This window comes from Paenibacillus silviterrae (genome assembly GCF_030167925.1).
Classification (GTDB): Bacteria; Bacillota; Bacilli; order Paenibacillales; family NBRC-103111; genus Paenibacillus_G; species Paenibacillus_G silviterrae.
In genome coordinates this window covers 1,076,723-1,098,170 of sequence record NZ_JASKUT010000001.1, presented here as the reverse complement: position 1 = coordinate 1,098,170, position 21,448 = coordinate 1,076,723, and the positions used below count along the sequence as shown (strand labels likewise).

The following is a 21,448-nucleotide window of genomic DNA, read 5'->3' as shown; positions in this document are numbered from 1 at the left end:
TGCCAAGTATGGTAAATAGATTATGGCATCAGGAGCGGATGACGGTCAACCTTGAAAAGCTGGGTTAAGCGTTTCGCTCGCCGGCCCTCTCCAGCCACGTCAGCATCAAATGAAATACTTGCTGCCGGTAAAGCTCGTTATGCAATTCATGACGATACCCTGCAAGCTCTTTAAACGTACACAGATCGCCCATACTCTCAGCGAACGACCTGCTTGCCGAAAGGGAAGTCACGCTGTCCTCGCTGCCGTGAAGCAGCAGCACGGGAACCGTGATCTCCGCGGCATGCTCCAAGGCGTACCGTCCGCCGCGAAGAAGACTAAAGAAACATCTTGCCGTTATATAGCGGTGTCCGAGCGGATCCTCGGTAATTTTTCTCGCCGCTTCGGGATCGCTTGTCAATTTCTCCACAGCCGAGGGACGATGACTCGTGAATTGAGGATAGATTCGGTCCATGATCCGACCCAGCATCAAATCCTTGGCGGAAGGCTCAAAAGCGAGCTTCAGCCAGGGGCCCGTTGCGATGGCTCCGCTTAATGCCGGCTTACGCCGGATCAAATAATTGAGGACCACATTGCCTCCCATACTATGTCCGTAGAGAAAGCAAGGTACACCGGGATAACGCTGCCTGGCTTCCTTAAGCAAGAGGTCCACACCTTCTAATAACGCTTCATAGGACGGGATGTGCCCTCGCCTGCCTTCGGTTTTGCCGTGACCGCGCTGGTCCGCCGCAAGGACAGCATAGCCCGCCGCTGTGAGCGCTTCAGCCGCCTCTACGTAACGTCCGGAATGCTCCCCCATTCCATGGACGATACTTACGACCCCTTTGACCTCGCTTTTATCGTCAGCCCGCCATCCGCACCCGAACAGGCGGACTCCATCCGCCGATTTCCATTCGAATTCAACACTTTTCATTGGGCAACATCCTTTTCCAAACATTGGGGTATCTTCTTCTGCCGGGTGATGCCGTAATAAAAGGCCATCGACAGCATACTGACCGTGAAGCAGACAACAAAACTGGATTGGAAACCGAACTTTGCGGCGTATAAGCCTCCGAGCATGCCCCCTATGATTCGGCCGACTCCCAGCTGGATCACCGAGTTGAGCATTTGCCCTGTCGCTTTCAGCTCCTTCATGACATGCGTGTTTACATATTCGGCCAAGCATAAGTAAAAGAGAATATACGTGCCGCCGTGCAGCATCCAGGTCAGCAAAACCGTTGCCGGCGATAAAGCGTAAGCGTACAAAATCCAGCGTAACGCATGAACGAGACCGGAGACGAGCAGAATGTTCCGAATCCCGAACCGTTGGTAAATGCGCTGAAAAAAGATCATGAATGGAAATTGGCTGAAGGAGCCTATCGCCAGCCCAAGCCCGATCAGCTCCATGCTGATCCCCTGCTCTTTGCTGTAAATCGCCTGAAAGGCCAGAAAGAACCCGAACGTGGTGGCCATAACCAGGGTGTAAGCATACAAGACGACAAGCTGCTTATTCTTAAAGATTTCGATCAGGCTTACTTTCTTCTTCCCGCTTTGATGTCCGGCCACCGGGGGAATCCCCATGGAGAGCAGAAAGCAGCCGAACAAAATAAGGGAGGTCACTAGGAAAATCGAATGGATGTCCCGGGCGAACAACCAGCCCGCAACAACAGAAATAAAAGCATAGCCTACCGAGCCGATCGTGCGAATGGTAGTGAACCGTACCACGCCTTTAGAGGCTAATTCCAGCGTGATAGCGTCGCTTAGCGGATTGATCGCCGCTTGAAACACGCTAAACAGCGCCATTGCAACGAGCAAGGGTACGAACAGCGTTCCCGCCCAGGGGACGAACCACACGAGTGCTGCGGATAGCAAGGTACATACCATCAGTACGTGATTCTTGTATTTCGACCGGTCGCTGAGAAGGCCCCAGCACGGCTGAGCCACCATGCCTACAACGGCCCCAATCGAGGTAAGAATGCCGACGTGCCCATGCCCAATGCCCTCCGCTGCAAAATAAACGCCGATATAGGAAGAGAACGCCCCCGTACTCATATAAATGAAAGCATAAAATAAAGCCAAGACCATGACGTTTCGATTCACCCGACCATCTCCCCCCAGCATATGGTATTGTACTTATTATTCCATCGGCTTCTGCAATTGCCAACTAGCGTAAAAGGGTCTCCGGCATCGGGAATGCCGGTTTTTGGCATGATATGTCCCGCTTATGAGCTTATATCGCTTGGGAAGGAAACTATAGGCTCCTTCCCTTCAAAGCATTAATCGCCCGTCCATCGTTCGACATTCCATATCAATATAACAATTTTGTGACACATACCTATAAAACAGCAAGACGGAAGTATACATCTCCTTCAGATGGCGGGTGATGCTTATGTCAGTGAAATTATGTCCGCGCTGTAACGAGAAACTTACGGATGAAGCTTTAATGTGCAAGTATTGCGGGGAGCTGGTGAGTCATTCAAGGGATGCGCCTGTGTCGGCGCCTGAGTCCAAATCCTCCTCCCGAAATACGTGGTCCATTTGGATTGCTCTGATTGTCTTGCTGCTGCTGGCCGTATACCTCGCGATGAAGTAATACAAAAAAAGCTCCGTGATCCTGAAGCTAGGACGCGGAGCTTATTTTCTCTGTTCGCCTTTTTATACGAACACTTATGTGATATAATGGAAAATGTACAACGGAATAAGGCGCTGCAAGGGTGGTGGCACTCCACCGTAACGCTTAAGGGACAAGCCGTTCCCGGGCGTAGAGGAGGTGATGCCATGGAGGTGTACCAAACATTAACGCTAATGATTTCATTCGCGACATTGGTGGTGCTGGTCCTCTCTTTCCATAAAAGGAAATAGACCGCCCTTGCGACAGGCCGCGGTCTATTCTTAATCCAACGTCTGATTGCCACCGCCCTTACAGCGGACCGGTGTGCCGCCGTAGATGTTAGCCGCATCTATGGCGTTTTTATATTACCCTCATTTTACCACAAGCATCCCTCCCATTTCAATCAGCCATTCCTTCCTCTGCGGCGGCGGCTCCCGTTTTCTTTTTTCTAGTCATGCATATTCCTGGGATGATTGGTTATCATAACGTTACTGGGTAATCAAATCACTTAATCAGGAGGAATGATTATCATGGCACAAGGACAATCCAGAAGCAGCAACACATTGGTGGTACCACAGGCATCCCGCGCGCTCGATCAACTGAAGTACGAGGTTGCTCAAGAGCTGGGCATCCAAATCCCGCAAGACGGGTACTACGGCTACATGGCTACTCGCGACACCGGCGCTATCGGTGGTCACATTACACGCCGCCTGGTTCAAATCGCCGAGCAGCAGCTCGCCGGCAATCGCTTCTAATCAGGCAATCCAACAAATCCCCAACGGCTTCGCTTGAAGCCATTGGGGATTTGTCACGTTGCATGATTAATAGCTGATCAGAGAGGCCATCAGCAGCCCGGACGCCACACTCAAGAAGCAGGAGAACATCCCTACGGAAATGTTGCCCTTCGGAATTTCAGCCAGCACTTTAAACGGGGTCAGCAGCTCGAACACATAGAACACAATAATTTGGAACGCTACGCCGATCAGCCCCCATACGATCAAATCCAGGAAGCCGACCGAATGGTAGACGGCGGAAGCCAGCACCAGCACCTGCCCCAGGATTTTCCCTCCCAGATCATACGCCGCAGCCCTCCCTGCCGCTACCTTCACCGGATCGCTTACGTCACCGCCGTCCCGAATGAGACGAAATTCGTTGTACGGAGTCACCAGATTGAAGAACAGAATGCCCACGCCGACAAGCGGCAGGGTGACTCCTAAGTAAATGAGAAAATTCAAGATCGAGCTCCACTGTGCCAAAGGTATACCCCCTAAGAATCAATAACTCGCCCGCGCACCGCCGACGGTAAATAATATGACATATTGCTAGTAATTTTGCCTCCGACCCTGGCAACAACGGCTGAAGCCTGCCCATCGATCAAAAAGCACCCCCACAGCAGCCGGCCCCGGAACGGCCCGTTTGCGGTCTCCACCTCGATCTCCGGCAGCTCGGCATATTGCTGATACACCATCGGCTGATCCCTGTATTCCTCTTCCTCGCTGCGCTCGGAAACGCCCGCGGCCTCGAAGATCGTCACTCCGCTGCCCTCACGCCCGAGGATCGGCTTCGCGACGTACGAGCTGCCCGCCTCGAAGCCCGGCTCCAAATACGTGGGCAGCATATAAGCGGCGATGGCCGCATGCTCCTCTTCCGTGAAAAACTCCCCGGCCTCGTGCAGGCTCCAGATGAGGGCCTGCAGCGCTTTGGTTTGCGCGGCGAAGCCCGACGGCGGGTTGATAATCGCCAGTCGGCCGTCCGCAATGAGCTGCAGCACATGCTCGCCCGTCGGATAGCCGTCCGTGTCCCGCTCATACGCCAGCTTCTCCAGCGCATGCAGCCGATACAGCACGTCAACCGGCTGCATCCGGCCCTCGTCCGCCGTACACGGCGCCCACAGCAGGTCGCCGTCTACCCGCAGCTCCTCCAGCGGAACAAACTCCGCTCCGGGAATCCCCGAAGCCCTCATCAGGTAGCGAGTCGTCCCCGCATCCTCCTCATGCCAATCGAGGGCGCTGAACACCACCCGCTCCACCGGCTGCCCCGCAGCCCTGTACAGCTGCAGCATCCGGCTGAACGCCTGCGTCAGTCGCTCGCTGCAGCCCGCGTTCGGATCCTCTTCGCCGTACCACTCGCATACACGCCCGTTCACGTAGAATGCTTCCACGATCCCGGTGGGCGTGTCGCTGTTGAACTCGAGCATCTTCGGCCCTTTCGGCGTCAGGGCGAAGTCGAAGCGGCCGATCAGCGTCGGCACCGACTCGTCATACCGCCGACGGATCGTCCCGATTGCCGCTTCCGGCAGCCCGAGCTCAAGCAGCAGCGCCTCCTCGCCTTGCTGAACGATCTGTACGGTCTTTGCATAGACGCGTCCAAGCGCTTCCGCCGCCGTCCGCAAGCTTGTCAGCTGCCCCGGCTCCAATCGGACCAGGCCGGGAAGGGCATATTCCTCTCCATACATCGTATCCCAGGTAAACACGCCTTCCTCCCGCAGAGGCCCGTAGAGGCTGTCCCGAAGCTCCCGATAGGAGGAAGCAGCGTGGCTTTCCTTCTTCGTCATCAATGGCCACTTAGCCTCCTTCGACTGCGTATCTCGCAAGCTGGCTAGCTTGAGCTGGACCCGCTGCTGCCAATGCCGCCTTTGGAGCCGCTGGTAATCCCCGAGGAAGATTTGCTCTTGGAGCTATAGCTGGAGCCGGTGCCCCCATAATAACCTCCCGAGGAGCTTCCCCCCGTATTGTCGCAGTAGCCGTCGCGGTTATTGTCCACACAATCCCTGTCGGAGCAGGCCGTCGTTCCCAGCATGAGCGCCGTTGCGACGAACAGCGACATCACCTTGCGCGTTCTACCTGCTATCTGCTGTTCCAACTCTCGCCACTCCCCTCACTATTCTGCATCCGCTAAACCGGTTCGGCATAAATGACATACGTCTTCCGGTCCTCATCGATCTCGGTGGAGGTGCGCGACCACTCTCTGCCCTCCGCATACAAATAATTCGCCTGAAGGTGCAGCATCATCTCGAGCGTGTCCTTGAAGCTGTATGTCTCGACCAGCCGATAATCCGCGACGCCGTCGCGATATTCGCGCAGCTCGGCATGCACGCCATGAGGCAATCCGGCCGGAACCGGCCAGAACATGACACGCTCATCCTCGGCCTCTTTCACATACACGATATAACAGCCGGGTTCCACGGCACAAGAGGTTTTTTCATACACCTTACTTCCCTTGACGAAATAATCGCAGGCAAATCGAAGAGCCACCTCATCCCGTCCGATGCCATGATAGTAATACAGCACCGGAAATTCCGAGCTGCCTTCACGATAATGCCGATACTCGAGTCGTACCACGCGCGTTGCTCCTTCCTATGAATCTCATGATCAATGAACGTAAACATTAATACGCACTTTCTGGAAAAAGGATGCGCAGGACGAAGGTCCCATTTTCACGGGATACTTTAGCACAAAAAAAAGGACAGTCCCGCTTACGGCGGAACTGTCTTCTTCAGCCAAGCCAAGCTCAAGCCCCTGCTTGATGCCCCATGGCAATGTAAATGGCCATCAGGCCGAACAGCAGCACACAGAAGTTCACAAGCACGAACAGTGAACGCAGCACCAGGGAACGGTGAAATCGGAACGGCGTAACGAACGTGCCTTCACCTTCAATAAGAAACAAAATGAGCAGCGTATGCACGATGGTATGACCGACGATCTCCGTGAAGCCGAACACCGTCGTGGTTGTGATAAACACCAAGGTGACCAGGATCGAGATAAACCGGTTCAGGATGCCGACAATAAACGTCCACGCGAGACCCAGCTCGATGAAGGCGCTGATCAGTACGAAATCCTCCACGCTAAAGCCGAAGGTCGGAATGTGGAACTCGTGCATAATGTCATAGGCCAGCTGCGGCAGCGTCATCTTCTCCAGCCCGACCCAGGCGAGCGACAGCCCGGTAAACAGATACAGAACCGGTGTGGCTGTCGGTCTCCAGCGCGTCTCAGCCACCAGCAGGTAATAGACGATGCCGGCGAAGAACAAATAATCGAGCCCGTGGAATACGCCGTAACGGGCTAATGCATATACGTACAACACTCCGATAGCCAGCCCGCTGACCGCCAGCAAACGCCGATGGAGCAGCCCCATGAACGCAACAATCAAGACGACTTTGATCCAGGCCGCATCGGCCGCCAGCTCCGGCGCAAGGAAGGTGCCGGTGACGAGCTGCAGCAGCAAACCCGCTCCCAGGCCGATCCGCAGGATCAGCGTTTCATACGGCTTCAGCCTGTCAAGGAAGCGATGCACCCGTTCTACCAGCTTGATACGCTGCAGCGGCTCGTTAAAGATCGTGGAGCCGAGCAGGCCGACCAGCGTCACGCCCAGCCAGAATAAGAAGCCGGGGGTAATGACCTCGGCCATCGGCAGTGGAAACTCCTTACCCGCTCCGGTAAACCATTTGACGTGCGTGTACATACCTTGGAAAACATTCAACATATGACTTCCTACTCTCTCTAGACCATAGATTCGTTTAGCTTTCCTTTATTTTACTTATTCCATTCTGCTCTCTCCTGTGATTTCCCTCACACCCGCCAAGACACTTGTGTCTATTTCGTGACAAAAAAGCCCGCCCAATGACTTAGCATTAGACGGGCTGCCGCCCGATTAGGACGGCTTTCGATTGACCTCCTGCAGAGCAGATGCCAGATTTCTTACATAACGTTCGATCCTGACGCTGACCTCGCTGCGCATGTAGTCCTTGGTCATGACGAACCGGTTCTCGTAGCCTCGGCACACATAACGATAGACGATCTCCGAAGCGTCCTTTGAATCCTCGAAGACCCGAATCTGCTTCTCCACGAGCGCCTTCCTCGACTGCTGAACATCCTCTTGGATGCTCTTAACCAATACCTTCGCAGCGGCCGAGTACAAGATCTTCAGGGTGAGGGAGGACATTTCCGTCTCCCTTCGTTTCTTCTCCACAATACCGAGGGCGACCGGTAAGATGATGAAGTCCCGCATAAGCTCCAGCTCTTTTTGCGTCGGCGGTTCGGGAGCGGCTGCCGGCTTGGGATGGCTCAGCAGCATCGACTGCTCCTTATGCTGCGGCAGCATCATGCGGCTGGATTCCCACAGGCCGTTACCTTGGAGCTTCTTGCTCATTTATAATGACCTCCGATTTTTTGTGACCTCATCATGGCCTGACCTGCCGCTCGAAGCGAGGAGGCCCTGATGATCGCCGCGCTTCCGAAGCGTTCCTTGATGTGGTCCGTAGCCTTATCCAGAGCCCTCGTCTTGATCTGATCCTCGAACAGCGTCAATTGATAGCCTGAATCATCGATGAGACCGCTCAGCATAATCCCTACCCGGCGTACCGGCATACGGTCCCAGTACCGGTAGAACAGCGTCTTCGCCGCTTCAAATACCGTATTGGTATGATTAGTGGGGTCCGGCATTTTCATCTGACGCGAGAACCCCGTGGGCTGCTCATACGGACTGCACATGCAGCTGACGGAGACAACCCATCCCATAAAGCCTTTGCTGCGGCAATCGCGGCAAACCTCCTCGGTCAGCTCCAGAAGCACCGTTTCCACCTCCGAGTTCTCCAGGTAGTCTCTCGGCAGCGTCATCATATGACCGACGGACTTGGGCGGCGTAAGGAAGGTGCCCGGCGTTACGGGAGAATCATCGAGCCCGTTCGCGGTTCGCCACATGACCTCGGCATGGATGTCGCTCTGCTTTCCGAAGCGCTTGCGGAACTTATCCTTGAGAAGCGGCAGCGGCGTGCGGGCAATATCCCCGATCGTATGCATGCCTAACCGGGTAAAATGCCCCGTCATTCTCGAACCGACGCCGAACATTTTATTCACCGGCTCCTTCCAGAGCTTCCCCTCCACATCCGACGGGTTGAGTGTAAAAATGCCCTCAGAATTCTTCTTGGCCCAGATGTCCGTGGCCAGCTTCGCCAGCATCTTGTTCGTACCGATCCCTACCCTGACCTTGATCCCCGTCTGCTGCAGCACCTTCTGCTGAATCGATCGGGCGATCGTAACGGGATCCCCGAACAGCCGAAGGCTTCCGGTTACATCCAGAAACTGCTCGTCGATGGAGAAGATCTCCACAAGGTCCGTATATTCCTTATAAATTTGCGTAATCATCAGCGACACATCGATATAATGCTGCATGCGCGGACGCATGACCACCAGCTCGGGACACTTGTTCATCGCGGCTCCCAGACGTTCGGCTGTCGTGACCCCGTATTCCTTGGCGATCGGGCAGGCAGCCAGAACAATGCCGGAGCGAAGAGCCGGGTCTCCCGCCACCACCACCGGCTTCTCCCTGCACCAGGGGTGGTCGGCCTTCTCCACGCTGGCGTAGAAGCTTTGGCAGTCCGCCAAAAAAATCGTTCTTTCGCTTTTCCCGGTCATGTTAACCGCCTCCTTATGTCCATAAGCAAGGTCATGAGCTCCGCTTTCACCAGGCTCCTTAACATTTGAAAATGATGAATGTAGCCCCGGACCTTATACTCCACCTCGATGCCCAGTGCGTTCATTTCCGTCTTCAAAATTTGAATATTGTGCTTCCTCATCCTGCTCTTGATCGCCTGCAGCTCCGGAAAAATCGACCGTTCGACCTCTTGAAGGTAAGAGATCACATGGTGATAAACAACCTTGTCCTTATACATCTTCAGCTCGTTCAGATCTCGTGCCAGCATATCCAGCAAAATAGGCAGCAGCGTGTATTCCTTGATGATTTGAATATCCTCTTCTGTCTCAACCCTTGGATTACCACTCATAATCACACCACCATATTGCGAACGTGTATTCGTATTCTTTATTATATACCGAACACAAGTTCGATATGCAAGCAAATTTTTTTGGAAACAAAAAGAAATGCCGCCCGGCAGCGTCGGAACGCAATCGAACGGCTCTCTTTGAGCTTTCAGCAAACTTTCAGTCTATTTTCATGTTAATTTAATGTAAAGAAAATATAATGAAATTGTAAAAAACGGTCAACGGAATAGCACCTGACGGAGGAGCCTGCCACCACAGAGGCTCTTTTGCTTTTTTCAACGAAGAAAGGAGAGGTTCTTTATGAAGCGGTTCAAAACCGGCTGGAGTCTGGGAATCTCCTTCGTGACGGCCAATCTTCTTGTCCTTGCGATGCAATATGCATCCTTTAAGCCGTTCGAGGACAGCTGGATCGATTGGATGCGCGATAATATGCCGCTGTATGCTCTATCGACGGCGATTCTGTTCATCCTGATTCTCGGACTGGACGGCTTGTTCGATAATACGCTGTTCGCGGCAGGCATCGCAGCCGCGGCGATCGGCGCCTTGACGTTCGGCAATTATCATAAACTGATGGTATTGGGGGAGCCGGTCTATCCCTGGGATTTAAACCAGCTGAGGCAGTTTTCGGAAATACTGAACATTGCCCGGGATATCGCCTCGCCGCGGATCGTGACCGCTGTGCTGGCCGGGAGCGTTGTGTTATTGACGGCAACGTTCTTTCTTCCGAGAGCCAGAAAGGGAATGGCTTACCGTTTCGGCTGTGTGTTCGCAGCGGCGCTCATGGTATTCTCCTGCTTTCACGTACAGAGCACGGTATTTGCCAAGCCGCTTTCCAAGCTGGGCGTCGTCGATCACAACTGGAACCAGCGGGAAAATTATTTGATGAATGGATTTGTGATCGCCTTTCTGCAAAATATAGGAGCGAAAATTCAAAGCCAGCCGGCAGGCTACAGCGAAGAAGAGATCAACCGGATCCTCCATAAATATACGAATCCGGCCTCCGCTGCGGGGGCTTCGGAGGAGCAGCCGAATATCGTTCTGGTCATGAACGAATCCTTGTTCGATCCGACGCGGCTCTCCGGCGTCTCCTTCAGTGAGGATCCACTCAGCAGACTGCACCGGAATGAAAAGCGGTTTCCGTCAGGCAAGTCGCTGTCCCCTACGTACGGCGGCGGTACCTCCAATGTGGAATTCGAGGCGCTCACAGGGCTTTCCATGTCGTTTATCAATCAAGGAGCAACGCCTTATCAGCAGCTTTTGGTCAAAACCGATCGCTTCCCGTCCATGGTCAGCCTGCTGAAGGACAAAGGCTACCAAACGACGGCGATTCATCCGTTCGACGGAACCTTCTACAACCGGAACCGCGTGTATCCGGTGCTCGGCTTCGATCAATTCATCACTCAGGATAACATCGCCTATACAGACACTTTAACGGATAACGGATTTATTTCCGATATGGCCGCCACCCGGCAAGTGATGGATGTACTGAACGCAGGAGAGGCGCCGCAATTCATCCATCTGGTCACGATGCAAAATCATTTGCCCATTCAAGGAGTGGCAGGCGCCGATCCTCTGACGGTCAAAGGGCTGAAGGGCTCCGGTAAGAAGGAGCTCGAAAGCTATGCCCAGAGTATCCGGGAATCCGACCGGGCGATTCAATATTTGATTGATTCCATTCAGGAAGTGAAGCGGCCGACGATCGTGCTTGTATTCGGGGACCATCTGCCTGCGCTGGAGGAGTCCACCTATATCCAAGGAACCGAAGGCCTATCCGAAATGGAGCGGACGCAGTTCCAGCATGAAACTCCGCTTCTCCTTGCGGCCAATTACCCTATGAAGGCGCAAAGCCTAGGCACGGTATCGCCGTCCTTCTTCGGACCGATCCTATTCGAGCAGGCCGGCTTGCAGCAGCCTCCTTTTTATCAGCTGCTGCAAGCGGTGAAGCGGGAGCTGCCGGGATTGACGCGCAGCGTCTATGTAGATGCCGGCGGGCAGCCGCTGCTCGAGCTTAGCGACGGACAGGAGGAGCTGCTCCGCGATTACGAGATGGTGCAATACGATTTGCTGTACGGCAACAAATATGCACTGCCGATGATGAAGTAACCTATAAAGCCGATCCGTGCGGGAATCGCTTTTCCCCCGCAACGGATCGGCTTTTTCTTAGTTAGACACGTTTCGCTGCCGCAGGCTCCGAACCCCCCAAACCGCAAGAGCTACGCACCCTGCTCCCGCCAGCACGAACCAGCCGTAGCGATAGACGGCTGCAGCGATCCTCTCGATATTTCCGCCGAAATAGTAGCCTACTGTAAAGAAGCCTGCCGTCCAGACCAGACCGGTCGAATAAGAATAAAGCGCATACCATCCGAAGGGCATCCGATGAACCCCAACAAGATAAGGCACTACATGGCGAACCACCGGGAGAAAGTAACTAAAGATGAGCGTAGCGCGGCCATAGCGTTCCAGAAGACGCTGCGACCTCTCGAGGGGACGTCTCATATTTTTCCGTTTCATGAGCCGCTCCACAATCGGCGGACCCATCATGCGGCCAAGCACATAGCCTAACGATAACCCCGAAACGACTCCAAGATAAGTAACAATAAAGGCCGGAAGGATCTGTAGAATATGAAGAGAGGCGACCATCCCGCCGGTCATGACAACCGCCTCATCCGGGATGGGCATGCCCACGATTCCAAGCCACAACGCGAAAAATAAAGCAAAATAACCGAACTGCTCCACATACTGCAGAAGTGCATCAACCGTCATCTGATCGCCTTCTTCTGACGGCATACGTAAACGAAGGCCGGGGGGATATTCCATGGAACGAAGCCGATGCTCACCTCGTCGAAGCACGAAGTCAGCAGCCGCTTCATCTGCAGCGAGTATTGAAAGGCGATGAAGACACCGTCTTCTGTCAGCGACTGCTTCACCTGTGATATGATCCGTTCCCTCATTTCGGCAGGAAAATTGGCGAAAGGCAGCCCCGAGACGACACAATCGAGCCGATCCATCCCGTAGCCGGAAAGCCCTTGAAGCATCTTTTGCGCATCATGGTAAAAATATAGCCCGTCATACTTTTCCCGCAGCTGCGAGCGCATGCCTGCATCCTTTTCGCAGACCAGTACTTTGCACTCCGGATGCTTCCTTTCGTGAATGGCGCGGGTGAATACGCCGGTTCCCGCCCCAAGCTCCGCCATCGCCCGCACATTCGCCCAGTCGACGGGCTCCAGCATTTTCTCCGTCAGCGCCGTAGAGCTGGGAATCAAGCTGCCGACGTCGCGGGGACTGCGCAGAAATTTTTGAAAAAACATCACCTTATCGGATAGCCTTGAGGTCAGCGTCGAATGTAATGACATAAATCGTTATCACTCCTTGTTTCCAATCCTAGCTCTTAGCTTATCCAAAAAATCATAAGATTGTAGCATGAAACTTCTGAAGATTTTCTTAACAATAAGAGAAAGACACCATCCCAGGGCTAATCAAACCCCAAGCAGCGCAAAAAAGACATGGGGTTCCCTGCCTTTGCCTTTCCATGTTATGATGACCGGGAGGTGAGCTTACCATGCTTCTGCATAAGGGAGAAACATTATTCCGGCAGGGAGAAACCGGTCCTCTGTTTCGGATCCAAAGCGGCCTGCTCAAAATCGTCCGAGTGAACGAAGAGGGCCACCCGTTCTTATTTAATATTATTGTTCCCGGTGAGATGATTCCCCATCATTCGTTAATGACCCCCAAGGACTATCACGGAACGGCCATTGCTTTAATGACCACAGAGGTGGAGCGGGTTTCGCCGAAGGAGTGGTACGAGGAGCTGGAGCGGAATCCGGAAAAATACCGCGAGGTGGCGCTGCTGCTGCAAAGTAAGCTGCGCATGATGCAGCTGCGGATCGACCAGCTGACCCAGGTAACCCCTGCCGAGAAGCTGGGGCAGCTGCGCAGCTGGTTCGCCGAATACTTATCGCCGGACGTCTCGCTTACCGATGTGCTGACTCAAGAAGAGATCGGCCAGCTGATCGGTATTCGCCGCGAGACGGTAAACCGGCTGCTGCGGGCGGATCGGGCATAGCCGGGATACGCCAAAAAGGCCGGTACCCGGTACCGGCCTTTCCGCAGTTCGCAGCTTAACGAAACATTCCCCACAGCTTGATGAGGTGAAACGTATTGTTCGGGTCGATCTTTTGGGAGATGACGAAGTTCACCAGATGATCCGTTTGCGCTTCGGTGAGCTTCTCCCCGAGCACCTTGGTCAGCATTCCTACGAAACGGCGCACCTTGACGCGATCCTGCAGATCGTATTTATTAACGCCCTTGAGGATCATCTTCACGCGTTCCTTGACCTCGGGGTTCTTCATCTTCAGCTTGATCCGCTCCACCTGAGCAGGATCGAAGCCATGCTTTGCATAAGCCATGCCGCACACCTCCGTCTTCATCACTTTATGCCTGTTTCCCTCGTGCTAAAGTAATTCTATGACGGAGTGCTTGGACATGTGTCCCCATTTTCCATAAGAAGAATGAAATTAGTCCAATAAATCGTTAGAGAAAATTTGCTCCCGCTGCAAATATTGACGGAGCATGACGTAGGAAGCGGAGGTCCAGAAGTCGGACTGCCGCACCAGCCGGGCAGCATCGTCCCGCGCTTGCTCCATGACCTCGAAGTCGGTCACCATATCCGCGATGCGGAACTCCGGCATCCCGCTCTGCTTCGTGCCGAAGAAGTCGCCCGGCCCGCGAAGCTCCAAATCGCGTCTTGCGATTTCGAAGCCGTCGTTCGTATCCGTCATCGCCTTCATGCGCTCCTTGCCTACCTCGTTCTTCGGGTCGGCGATCAGCACGCAATACGACTGATGCTCTCCCCGCCCTACCCTGCCCCGCAGCTGATGCAGCTGGGACAGCCCGAAACGATCGGCGTCATACACGACCATGAGCGTCGAATTCGGCACATCGACACCTACCTCAATGACGGTGGTGGACACGAGCACCTGCACACGGCCTTCACTGAATTCCCGCATGACGGCATCCTTCTCGGCCGGAGCCATTCGCCCGTGCAGCAAGCCGACACGGAAGCCGGGGAATTCATGCTGCAGCTGAGCATGCACGTCGATGGCGTTCTGGACGTCGAGCTTCTCCGACTCTTCGATCAGAGGGCAAATGATGTACGCCTGCCGCCCTTGATCCACCTCGCGGCGGATAAAGCCAAGCACGCGCTCCAGCATGGCATGCGTGACCGCATACGTCTTGATCGGCTTGCGGCCCTTCGGCAGCTCCTTCAGCGTGGATACGTCCATATCCCCGAAAGCCGTAATGGCCAGCGTGCGGGGAATGGGTGTCGCCGTCATCGTCAGCACGTCGGGATTCATCCCCTTGCGGCGCAGAATGCTTCGCTGATTCACGCCGAAGCGATGCTGCTCGTCGGTGACGACCAACCCCAGCTTGCGGAAGAATACATCCTCCTGAATCAACGCATGGGTGCCGACCACAACGTCAATCATCCCCATCTGCAGCGCCCCCAGCACGTCACGGCGCTGCCGGTCCGTCAAGCTGCCGGTAAGCAGCGCCACCTGGATGCCGTAAGGCTCATAGAGCCGCTCCAGCGACCGCTTGTGCTGCTCCGCCAGGATTTCGGTCGGCACCATGAGCGCCCCTTGATAGCCTGCCTTAACGGCAGCGAACAAGGCCGCAGCGGCAACGACCGTTTTGCCCGCGCCGACGTCGCCTTGAAGCAGCCGATTCATACAGTACGGCTGCTGAAGATCGTGCAAAATCTCAGCCAGCACCGTCTTCTGAGAATCGGTCAGCTTGAAGGGAAGTGCCCGGACGAAGGCCCGAACGGCCGGAAGATCCACCGGATGGGCTACCCCGTCGGAGCGGTCATGATTCAAGGCGCGGTAGGCCTGCATTTTCAGCTGAAACAGAAACAGCTCCTCATACACCATCCGCTTCCGCGCGCGCTGTCCCTCCTCCGTGCTTCCGGGCATGTGCAGCAGCGCTACCGCCTGTTTGCGCGGCAGCAAGCGGTAGCTCTGCAGCAGCTCCGCCGGCAGCACCTCCGGAATGAGGCCGGCGAACTGCGTCAGCGCCTGCTTCATCGTCTGCCGCATCCACTTCTGCGTAAGTGCAGCGGTCACGGAATAGACCGGCTGCAGGGTGCCGATCTGGGAAGCGCCTTGGCCCGGAAACTCCGTTTCCGATACCGTAATATGAAGCCGCCTTTGGTCCCATTTCCCCGTAAGCACCACTTCATTGCCTGCCGCCAGCTTGTCCTTCAGAAAATGACGGTTAAACCAGACCGCCGTTACGAAGAGAGAATCGACCATAAGCTTGCAGGTCATTCTTGATTTGGTCCGGCCGTACATCTGTACCTGCGGCATGCCGGCGATCGTGCCCTGCACGGTAATCTTGTCTCCGTCCTTCACCTGGGTCAAGTCACGAAGCGTGTAATCCTCGTAGCGGAAAGGATAATAGTCAAGCAGCTGCCCAACACTGGAAATTCCCAGCGTGAGCAGCTCCTCGGACTTCTTGCCTTTGACACCGGACACCTGCGTGACCGGAATTTCATATAGATCCATACTCATCATTACGCCTTCCAAACAAAAGCCGCCACGACTCCGGGACCCGTGTGGGTACCGATCACAGGGCCAATTTCGGTAAACCTCGAGCTGCGTACGTCAAAATGCTGATGCATCAGAGCGTTCAGCTCCTCCGCCGCCTCCGGCGCCTTTCCGTGAGCAACGGTCAGGTGCATCGGCACCCCCGCATAATCCTGTTGAAACAGCTCGATCATACGGGCCATAGCCTTCTTCTGCCCGCGTACCTTGTCTACCGAATACACCTGGCCCTCGCCGTTAATCGAGAGAATAGGTTTGATGTTGAGCAGCGACCCGACCAAAGCGGAGGCTTTGCCGATGCGGCCGCCCTTCTGCAAGTACTCCAGCGTATCGACAAGGAAGTAGAGGCGCCGGCTGCTCTTCAGCTCTTCAATGAGCTGAACGATCTCTTCCTTGCTCTTGCCCTGCTTGGCTGCCTCCGCTGCGGCGACAACCAGCATGCCGATGCCGTAGGAAGCCGACAAGGAATCGACGACCGTAACGTCCGCATCGCCATCCAGCATGGACTGGGCCAAATGCGCCGATTGATACGTCCCGCTTAGCGCAGAAGCGAGATGAATCGAAACGATGGACTGCGCTCCGCTGTCGAAAACCCGTTTATACGTTTCCATAAATTCAACCGGAGACGGCTGAGACGTGGTAGGAAGGCCGGCCGAAACGGCCAGCTTGGTGAAGAACGCTTCCGTGCCGATGTCTACCCCGTCCAAATAAGATTCCGAACCGAACAGCACCTTCAGCGGCACCATTTCGATTCCAAGCTCCTTGCGCACGCTCTCCGGAATATCTGCCGTGCTATCCGTTACAATCCGAACTTGACTCATAGGGTCACCCCCAACATATTGAACTTTATTTATTCTATTCGGCGGAGATGATGTAATAATACACCGGCTGTCCGCCGGCATGAACCTCCAGCTCCACCTGCTTGTAAGAGGATTCGACGTAAGACTCGAGCTCTGCCGTCACCGCGTCTTCCGCCTCCGCACCGGTATAGATCGTCAGAATCTCCCGCCCGTCCTGAAGCAGGCTGTCGATCAGCTTGCGGCAGGAAGCCGTAATATCCGGCTCGGCCGAGACGATTTTGCCGTTATGAATCCCGATGTAATCGCCCTGCTTAATCTCAATGCCGTCCATGGACGTATCCCGAACCGCATAGGTTACCTGTCCGGACTGCACTTGCTGCAGCGCCTGCTGCATAGCATCCGCGTTAACCTCTGCCTCCGCATCCTCCTGGAACGCAATCACCGCTGCAATGCCTTGAGGAATGGACTTGCTCGGAATCACGACAAGCTGCTTTTCCTCCACCAGCTCCACCGCCTGCTGGGCAGCCAGAATGATATTCGAGTTGTTCGGAAGAATAAAGACCGTTTGGGCTTCCACCGCATTCACGGCATTTACGATATCCTCCGTGCTCGGATTCATCGTCTGGCCCCCGTGAAGCACCTGGTCTACGCCAAGGCTGGAGAAAATGCTTGTAATGCCTTCCCCGGCCGAGACGGCAACAAAGCCATAGCGCTTCAGCTCCTTCGTCTCTTCGGCCGGAGCCGTGGAAACCGTGCTGACAACTGCAGGCGTTTCCGGTACGTCATGTTCCAGAAGATGCGTGTGCTGATCCCGCATGTTTTCTATTTTAATTCGGCTCAGATCGCCGTAGTTCATGGCTAAATTCATAACCGTGCCCGGATATTCGGCGTGAATATGCACCTTGACGAGATCTTCGTCCGCCACGACCAGGAGGGAATCCCCATGAGCGGAGAGCTCATCCCTAAAGCGGGACTCATCGAAGGACCGGTCCGCTGTCTTCTGCGCATTTAAGGTAACGATAAACTCCGTACAATATCCGAATTCGATATCCTCCGTAGCGAGCATCGCTTGAGCCCGCTTCGGTTCATGCGCGTGGGCGTGCGCAGCCAGGCTCTCCAGCCGAACCGGCTCCAAGGTTGCCTCTGTCGTCTCTACCGCGCCGAGCGCCGCATAAGGCACATCGATTGGTCCGGACGGTACCGCCTCCTCATCCAGAGCAGCCATGAAGCCCTCGTAAATGTAGACCAGTCCCTGTCCGCCGGAATCGACAACCCCCACCTGCTTCAGAACAGGCAGCATGTCCGGCGTCCGTTCCAGTGCTTCCTTCCCCTGTCTCAGCACCTCGTGCATCACTTCGTCAATGCCTGCATGCCTCTTGGCATACTGTACCCCATGTCTTGCCGCTTCCTTGGCTACCGTAAGAATGGTGCCCTCCACCGGCTTCACAACCGCTTTATACGCCATATCGACGCCGTTTTGAAGTGCCGCGGCGAATTGCTGGCTATTTGCTTCCTCTAGGTCGGCTACCGCCTTCGAGAAGCCGCGGAACAGCTGTGACAAGATCACGCCAGAATTGCCGCGCGCTCCCATCAGCAGCCCTTTTGCAAGCGCTTCAGCAGCTTTCCCCAAATGGGACGAAGGACGGCGGCGCAGCTCCTCCACGCCGGAGGTCAGCGTCAAATTCATATTTGTGCCCGTATCTCCATCCGGAACAGGGAACACGTTGAGCGCGTTTACACGCTCCGCGTTAGCCGTGAGCTGCTGTGCACCCGCCTCTACCATCCGAATGAAATCTTGTCCATTGATCATATTTAAGCGCTTACTCAAAAAAACCATTCCCCTTCCTGCTCTGATGCCATCCGGACCCTTAAGCAACTGCCGCACCGCAAGGCGAATGCGCCAGTTGCCATGAATCGCTGGAACCAATCATGCTGTCTACTGCGCAACCCGGACACCGGATACAAAAATGTTGACGTTCTCCACCTTAAGGCCGGCCACGTCGTTCAGTACATATTTCACCTTGGTTTGCACATTATGAGCAACCACGGAAATCTTCGTGCCGTAGCTGACGACGATATATAAATCGATCGCCATCAAGCCCTGTTCGTCTCTATGTACCTCTACCCCGCGACTCAAATTGTCCCGGCGCAATAATTCGGCGATCCCATCCTTGAGCTGATTGCGTGAAGCCATGCCGACCAAGCCGTAGCAATCCAATGCCGCCGAGCCTGCAAGTATTGCGATGACTTCATCCGTTACAAACACCTTGCCATACTCTGTCGCCAGTTCTATAGCCATCTCCAACAGCTCCTTTAAAATATACAATGATTAGGATGGACTATTTTTCATTGTACTATAGATATGAAAAGAAATAAATAAATTGATGAATATTGCATAAATCGGTGTGCTTCGCGTTGACGCCCGCTTATGTGCTGTGATATGATATTCAAGTGTGTTTTGAACGCAAAGAAAGTGGAGAGCAGCTATCGATCTTGAAACCGTCGGAGCTTTTTAAGGAGGTGTAATACAATGTCCCGCAAATGTTTCATCACTGGTAAAGGTCCGGGTACCGGAAACAACGTTTCCCATGCGAACAATAAGACAAGACGCACTTGGGGTGTCAACGTACAGAAGGTTCGCATTCTGGTGGACGGCAAGCCGAAGCGCGTTTGGGTTAGCACCCGAGCTCTGAAAGCTGGCAAGGTTACTCGCGTATAATAGCTATACAAGCAAAAAGCACCTGACTCAGGTGCTTTTTTTAGTTGGCGGAGACGGAGCACCCTTGCGGCTCGCTCCGCTTAAGTATGCACCAACGCGAATCGTCAGTTTTTGCTGAACGTATTAAGTACGGCTTTCACGAATCCACCCAAAAACTTCGGAAGCTTGATAGTGTAAAATTTCATCTCGTACCCCTCCTCTGACGTGCTTTGCTGAAGCAAAGCCGCTTTCGTTCATCTTCCTCGGAGCTTTGCTTCAGCAAAGCCGTGCGCTGCTCCCGGTGGCGTCCGGACCCACCTACCGAAGCACATACCTAGTATATTCCTTCGCGGCCAAAACGTGACTTCCCAAAGCCCGCCTGCGCAAAAAGAAAAAGGTTACAAAAGCGCGTACTTTTGATTTATTCATATTAAAGTCCCATTGGATTTATGACAAGATGGAGCAAACGGGAGGGCTGACACTCTGAAAAAAAGCTATTTTCGCCGAAGGATCTGCTAGGGTTCCGTACGGGCATCAAGCGAAAATATCCCGCACCGCTTAGCGGAAAATATGCCATGGGAACGCACTTCTGTGAACCTGCTAAGCCAAAACGTATAAGGCAAGGGGTACAAAGGTGCTAAAGTGCAGAAATCCACAAGCTTAAGCGGGGTTCGGATCGAGATTTGTGACAATTGGCAGCTTTAGGAGCGCGCAATGGCTGAAAATGAGGCAAATGGTCTTGGAATGTTGTATTTACGCAGAAATCTTCCTGCTTCTGATACAAATCGTGGGGGAAAGTTGCGTTTTTGCAGAATTCAAGGCTGAACAGCTCCCGACCGCAGATCGGGATGTGTTCTGATCAAATCAAAGGTATGGGTAGATCCGAGGGGAAATGCGTAGGTGTGGAAAGCTAACGGACCGCCTTTGAAGTCGCATCCTTACCGAAAATCCCTTCCAATGGACACGACTTCAAAAGAGGCTTAGCACGCAGAGATCATAAAAAGGACGCCGCTAGGCGTGGGCGTTTATCAAACCGCTATCCTCGAAAGGAGCACCGTAATCATGCCGGAGCAGGCATCTGCTGCATGGCGACATAGACGGCATAAATGAAAGCGAAGATGAAGTAAAATACGATCGTCAAAGCGACGAACCAAATCCGCAGGCTGCGCTCTTCATATCGTTTAAAAAACTGAATGCCTGCGAACAGGGCGCCTAGGGAAAATACATACTTCAATAAGTCCTGGATGTGGGAGAACAGGCTCAGAAAAATCGCGCAAAGCAGGCTGAAGCCAAGGACAGCTAAGGCACGCATGCTCCCTCACTCTCCCGTTCCGCGAATCCGGCGAATCGCTTCCGCCCGATCCTGTTGGTTAAAGATCGCGTTGCCTGCCACGAGCACGTTCGCGCCGGCGGCAATGACCTGCTTGGCCGTCTCCGGGTTAATCCCCCCGTCGACCTCGATATCGACATGATCCAAGCCTCGCTCGTTCAGCATTTGACGAAGACGTGTAATCTTCGGCAGCATTTCGGGAATGAACTGCTGTCCTCCGAAGCCCGGATTCACCGTCATGATTAGGATCAGATCGACGGCCCCGGTAAGCACATGCTCCAGGGACGACAAAGGTGTCGCCGGATTCAGAACGATGCCTGCCTTGACCCCCTGCTCTTTAATCAGATGCACCGTCCGGTGCAGATGGCGCGCCGCCTCCACGTGAACGGAGATCAGGTCCGCCCCGGCCTTGGCGAAGGCAGGAATGTATCGGTCAGGCTCCTCGATCATCAGATGTACGTCAAGCGGAAGCTTGGTGATCGGACGAATCGACTCCACGACCAGGGGGCCAATGGTAATGTTCGGAACGAAATGTCCGTCCATAACATCGACGTGGATCCAATCCGCTCCACCGCGCTCAACGTCCGCAATGTCTTCCCCCAACCGGGAGAAGTCCGCAGATAAAATAGAAGGGGCGATTCGCAGCATG

Annotated in this window: 26 protein-coding genes; 6 read left to right on the top strand and 20 right to left on the bottom strand. The window is 54.3% G+C overall.

The window, feature by feature from the left end:
* Positions 1-64: 64 nt before the first annotated feature.
* Together QMO62_RS04710 and QMO62_RS04705 are read right to left on the bottom strand one after the other, a co-directional pair.
* Positions 65-913, bottom strand: coding sequence for an alpha/beta hydrolase (locus QMO62_RS04710; protein ID WP_284638953.1), 849 nt, complete (start codon positions 911-913; stop codon positions 65-67).
* Complete coding sequence (locus QMO62_RS04705; protein WP_284638952.1) at positions 910-2,100, bottom strand: MFS transporter; 1,191 nt, start codon at positions 2,098-2,100, stop codon at positions 910-912. The genes QMO62_RS04710 and QMO62_RS04705 overlap by 4 nt, the downstream gene beginning before the upstream one ends.
* A 346-nt stretch (positions 2,101-2,446) precedes the next feature.
* On the opposite strand from QMO62_RS04705, the gene QMO62_RS04700 reads away from it, so the two are divergent.
* From QMO62_RS04700 to QMO62_RS04695, 3 genes are all read left to right on the top strand, one after another.
* The gene (locus QMO62_RS04700) at positions 2,447-2,572 is read left to right on the top strand and encodes a hypothetical protein (RefSeq protein WP_284638951.1); all 126 of its coding nucleotides are present in this window, start codon (positions 2,447-2,449) and stop codon (positions 2,570-2,572) included.
* An 86-nt stretch (positions 2,573-2,658) separates the two neighbouring features.
* Positions 2,659-2,841, top strand: coding sequence for a putative holin-like toxin (locus QMO62_RS33375; protein ID WP_369699102.1), 183 nt, complete (start codon positions 2,659-2,661; stop codon positions 2,839-2,841).
* A 279-nt stretch (positions 2,842-3,120) separates the two neighbouring features.
* Positions 3,121-3,345 carry an alpha/beta-type small acid-soluble spore protein gene (locus QMO62_RS04695; protein ID WP_284638950.1) on the top strand — a complete coding sequence of 75 codons (225 nt, stop codon included), beginning with the start codon at positions 3,121-3,123 and terminating at the stop codon, positions 3,343-3,345.
* A 66-nt stretch (positions 3,346-3,411) separates the two neighbouring features.
* Here QMO62_RS04695 and QMO62_RS04690 read toward each other — a convergent pair whose 3' ends face one another.
* The 8 genes from QMO62_RS04690 to QMO62_RS04655 form a co-directional block, all read right to left on the bottom strand.
* A complete protein-coding gene (locus QMO62_RS04690; RefSeq protein WP_284638949.1) occupies positions 3,412-3,846 on the bottom strand; it encodes a DUF350 domain-containing protein in 435 nt (144 codons plus the stop codon).
* Between the two features lie 11 nt (positions 3,847-3,857).
* Entirely contained in the window at positions 3,858-5,144 is a 1,287-nt protein-coding gene (locus QMO62_RS04685; protein WP_284644861.1) for a glutathionylspermidine synthase family protein, read from the bottom strand.
* Between the two features lie 44 nt (positions 5,145-5,188).
* A complete protein-coding gene (locus tag QMO62_RS04680) occupies positions 5,189-5,452 on the bottom strand; it encodes a hypothetical protein (protein WP_372516647.1) in 264 nt (87 codons plus the stop codon).
* Between the two features lie 32 nt (positions 5,453-5,484).
* On the bottom strand, positions 5,485-5,931 hold the full coding sequence (locus QMO62_RS04675; RefSeq protein WP_284638948.1) for a hypothetical protein: 447 nt from the start codon (positions 5,929-5,931) through the stop codon (positions 5,485-5,487).
* A gap of 169 nt (positions 5,932-6,100) precedes the next feature.
* Positions 6,101-6,997 carry a hypothetical protein gene (locus QMO62_RS04670; protein ID WP_284644859.1) on the bottom strand — a complete coding sequence of 299 codons (897 nt, stop codon included), beginning with the start codon at positions 6,995-6,997 and terminating at the stop codon, positions 6,101-6,103.
* 243 nt (positions 6,998-7,240) lie between these two features.
* Entirely contained in the window at positions 7,241-7,738 is a 498-nt protein-coding gene (locus QMO62_RS04665; RefSeq protein ID WP_284638947.1) for a YhjD family protein, read from the bottom strand.
* Positions 7,735-9,003 carry a DNA polymerase IV gene (locus tag QMO62_RS04660; RefSeq protein ID WP_284638946.1) on the bottom strand — a complete coding sequence of 423 codons (1,269 nt, stop codon included), beginning with the start codon at positions 9,001-9,003 and terminating at the stop codon, positions 7,735-7,737. The genes QMO62_RS04665 and QMO62_RS04660 overlap by 4 nt, the downstream gene beginning before the upstream one ends.
* On the bottom strand, positions 9,000-9,371 hold the full coding sequence (locus tag QMO62_RS04655) for a YhjD family protein (RefSeq protein WP_284638945.1): 372 nt from the start codon (positions 9,369-9,371) through the stop codon (positions 9,000-9,002). The genes QMO62_RS04660 and QMO62_RS04655 overlap by 4 nt, the downstream gene beginning before the upstream one ends.
* Positions 9,372-9,669: 298 nt before the next feature.
* Between QMO62_RS04655 and QMO62_RS04650 the strand changes: the two genes are divergently transcribed.
* Complete coding sequence (locus QMO62_RS04650) at positions 9,670-11,472, top strand: LTA synthase family protein (RefSeq protein WP_284638944.1); 1,803 nt, start codon at positions 9,670-9,672, stop codon at positions 11,470-11,472.
* Between the two features lie 57 nt (positions 11,473-11,529).
* On the opposite strand, the gene QMO62_RS04645 is transcribed toward QMO62_RS04650, so the two are convergent.
* Both QMO62_RS04645 and QMO62_RS04640 read right to left on the bottom strand, forming a co-directional pair.
* The gene (locus QMO62_RS04645; protein WP_284638943.1) at positions 11,530-12,132 is read right to left on the bottom strand and encodes a DedA family protein; all 603 of its coding nucleotides are present in this window, start codon (positions 12,130-12,132) and stop codon (positions 11,530-11,532) included.
* A complete protein-coding gene (locus QMO62_RS04640; protein WP_284638942.1) occupies positions 12,129-12,722 on the bottom strand; it encodes a class I SAM-dependent methyltransferase in 594 nt (197 codons plus the stop codon). Before QMO62_RS04640 ends, QMO62_RS04645 begins: the two co-directional genes overlap by 4 nt.
* Positions 12,723-12,928: 206 nt before the next feature.
* On the opposite strand from QMO62_RS04640, the gene QMO62_RS04635 reads away from it, so the two are divergent.
* Positions 12,929-13,432: a Crp/Fnr family transcriptional regulator gene (locus tag QMO62_RS04635; RefSeq protein WP_284638941.1), complete on the top strand. Its 504-nt coding sequence runs from the start codon at positions 12,929-12,931 to the stop codon at positions 13,430-13,432.
* Between the two features lie 55 nt (positions 13,433-13,487).
* Here QMO62_RS04635 and QMO62_RS04630 read toward each other — a convergent pair whose 3' ends face one another.
* The 5 genes from QMO62_RS04630 to QMO62_RS04610 form a co-directional block, all read right to left on the bottom strand.
* Positions 13,488-13,775, bottom strand: coding sequence for a stage VI sporulation protein F (locus QMO62_RS04630; protein WP_284638940.1), 288 nt, complete (start codon positions 13,773-13,775; stop codon positions 13,488-13,490).
* A 108-nt stretch (positions 13,776-13,883) separates the two neighbouring features.
* Positions 13,884-15,932, bottom strand: coding sequence for an ATP-dependent DNA helicase RecG (recG, locus tag QMO62_RS04625; protein WP_372516705.1), 2,049 nt, complete (start codon positions 15,930-15,932; stop codon positions 13,884-13,886).
* 8 nt (positions 15,933-15,940) lie between these two features.
* On the bottom strand, positions 15,941-16,792 hold the full coding sequence (locus tag QMO62_RS04620) for a DegV family protein (protein ID WP_284638938.1): 852 nt from the start codon (positions 16,790-16,792) through the stop codon (positions 15,941-15,943).
* A gap of 34 nt (positions 16,793-16,826) precedes the next feature.
* Entirely contained in the window at positions 16,827-18,599 is a 1,773-nt protein-coding gene (locus QMO62_RS04615) for a DAK2 domain-containing protein (RefSeq protein ID WP_504928718.1), read from the bottom strand.
* 108 nt (positions 18,600-18,707) lie between these two features.
* The gene (locus QMO62_RS04610) at positions 18,708-19,070 is read right to left on the bottom strand and encodes an Asp23/Gls24 family envelope stress response protein (RefSeq protein WP_284638936.1); all 363 of its coding nucleotides are present in this window, start codon (positions 19,068-19,070) and stop codon (positions 18,708-18,710) included.
* A gap of 231 nt (positions 19,071-19,301) precedes the next feature.
* Here QMO62_RS04610 and rpmB point away from each other — a divergent pair, with 231 nt between their 5' ends.
* Entirely contained in the window at positions 19,302-19,490 is a 189-nt protein-coding gene (gene rpmB, locus QMO62_RS04605; protein WP_284638935.1) for a 50S ribosomal protein L28, read from the top strand.
* A gap of 104 nt (positions 19,491-19,594) precedes the next feature.
* Here the strand turns inward: rpmB and spoVM are convergent, their stop codons facing one another.
* From spoVM to rpe, 3 genes are all read right to left on the bottom strand, one after another.
* On the bottom strand, positions 19,595-19,675 hold the full coding sequence (gene spoVM, locus QMO62_RS04600; RefSeq protein ID WP_014652194.1) for a stage V sporulation protein SpoVM: 81 nt from the start codon (positions 19,673-19,675) through the stop codon (positions 19,595-19,597).
* Positions 19,676-20,529: 854 nt separating this feature from the next.
* The gene (locus QMO62_RS04595; RefSeq protein ID WP_284638934.1) at positions 20,530-20,781 is read right to left on the bottom strand and encodes a hypothetical protein; all 252 of its coding nucleotides are present in this window, start codon (positions 20,779-20,781) and stop codon (positions 20,530-20,532) included.
* Positions 20,782-20,787: 6 nt separating this feature from the next.
* Positions 20,788-21,447, bottom strand: coding sequence for a ribulose-phosphate 3-epimerase (gene rpe / locus QMO62_RS04590; RefSeq protein WP_284638933.1), 660 nt, complete (start codon positions 21,445-21,447; stop codon positions 20,788-20,790).
* Between the last annotated feature and the right edge of the window lies 1 nt (position 21,448).